This window comes from Paenibacillus antri (genome assembly GCF_005765165.1).
Classification (GTDB): Bacteria; Bacillota; Bacilli; order Paenibacillales; family YIM-B00363; genus Paenibacillus_AE; species Paenibacillus_AE antri.
Genome location: NZ_VCIW01000050.1, coordinates 1 through 1,716, shown reverse-complemented (window position 1 = coordinate 1,716; position 1,716 = coordinate 1). Strand labels below are relative to the sequence as shown.

1 protein-coding gene is annotated in these 1,716 nt (G+C 44.7%); it reads right to left on the bottom strand.

The window, feature by feature from the left end; translation table 11 throughout:
• Nucleotides 1–96 precede the first annotated feature (96 nt).
• On the bottom strand, nt 97–1,587 hold the full coding sequence (locus FE782_RS31930; RefSeq protein WP_238392739.1) for an IS1182 family transposase: 1,491 nt from the start codon (nt 1,585–1,587) through the stop codon (nt 97–99).
• Nucleotides 1,588–1,716: the final 129 nt, after the last annotated feature.

The window sequence follows — 1,716 nt, the reverse complement described above, 5'->3', positions numbered from 1 at the left end:
GGAAAGCACTGAAAAAGTCGTGGTTTTGTTGCCCTGAGCAACAGAATCACGACTTTTTCCCGTAGGGTAACGAATAAGGGGATGGAGTAGGAGCCTCTAATGGGCTATTTGAGGGCATGTTAGCTTTACCATCCGCTTGGCATTTACTGCAATTGCAGTTAGAACGGCCTGTATCCGCATACCAAGTAAACCTCGGCTGTATCGAGAAGTACCCAGGCCGTGATGCGTCTTAAGTTCATTGTTCTTCTGTTCAACTTTGTACCTCATCCGGTAACGAGCCTTAAATTCCTCGCTCCCATGGTACTCAACGGCTCTTTGCTTAAACTCAGGTACCACCGGTACGGAGTACGTTTTTGAGTTCGATCCAGGTTTGTAACATCCTGCTTGCAACGGACACTTTTTACACTTCTCGATCTCAAAAAAGAATGTCAATCTCTGGCACTCATTTCCGTCCTTGGGTCCCATCCTCGCTTTGCGTATGCTGTGATGTCCGGCAGGGCATTCGACCGTCTCGCTGTCTTTATGGTACACGAACTTTTCCCTTTGTTCGTCTTGATGCCCATAGAGCATCATCTCATTCAGCTTAATCGTTGGAACAATCCCGTCTTTATCTAATAATTTTAGATTAGTGAAGCTCCCGTACGCTTTGTCGGCAAGGACTTCCTTTACCACGAGTCCCGTTTCTTTTGTCTGTTTCATAAGGTCAGGGAATGCCTTCGGGTCGCTTGCGTTGCCGGGCTCCACCTTTAATGCCGTAATAATTCCATCTTCTGTAATTGCAATACTTTCCTTGTAACCAAAAAATGAATCTGTTGAGCTCTTCCAACCAAATCGGGCGTCAGGATCAATGGCAGATTGTACCCCTTTCCATGCGAGCAGTCTCTCGTCCTCCACAATCTTCCTTGTTTCCTCCAAACGTTGTTTCAGAGCACCCTCTGCATCCGGCACAAGTTCCTCCACCGCAGCTCCGAGTTCAGCCAAGTAGTGCAGGGCCTGTATTTCCTTCTCGCGACAATCACCTGCAAATTCGGGCATGACTGGTAATTTCTTGAGCATTTTTGGATTTTGCTTTTTTACTGAACGCTGGAGACGGTAAGCTGCGTGTTTTAAAACCTGTAGAGGTTTGGAAGCCTCGTGCTTGGAATGGGTATGTGTGGCGTCGATGATGATCGTAGAAGATTTAACAATCCCTTTCTCCACGCACTGTTTAACGATTTCCAACAAAAGCGACTCCACCTCGCCAGCACCGATTTTATGTACGCGAAATAGTGAAAGCAAAGACGGGTCGGGAAGTTGATCCTCGGGGTTCAAACCAACGAACCATTTGTAGGCTAGATTGACTTTTGTTTCTTCGATGACCCGCTCGTCAGACAAATTATAAAGTTTTTGGATAAAGAGAAGACGGAACAGCATATCGGGGTCCTTGGCCCGTCGACCGTAAAACAGATTATATTGATCTTTCACGAAATCCAAGATGAACGAAAAATCAATAAGTTGCTGAATTCTTACTAAAAGATGGTCTTGAGGAATGAATTTATAAAGTTCGCTATGAAATGATAAGGACTGCTGTTTATTTAATTCCAACATAACACTCACCTCACCAATATTATACCAAATTAACGCGGTGAATTGATAAAGAAGACAAAGAAAAAAAGACCGCTGAATGTCTCAGCGGCCAAACTTGAAAAAATTGTATGCGTTTTTCAGTGCTCTTCC

Bases quoted from the DNA above. Each gene is read 5' to 3' on its own strand.
- FE782_RS31930 (WP_238392739.1), bottom strand. From the start codon at position 1,587: ATGTTGGAATTAAATAAACAGCAGTCCTTATCATTTCATAGCGAACTT.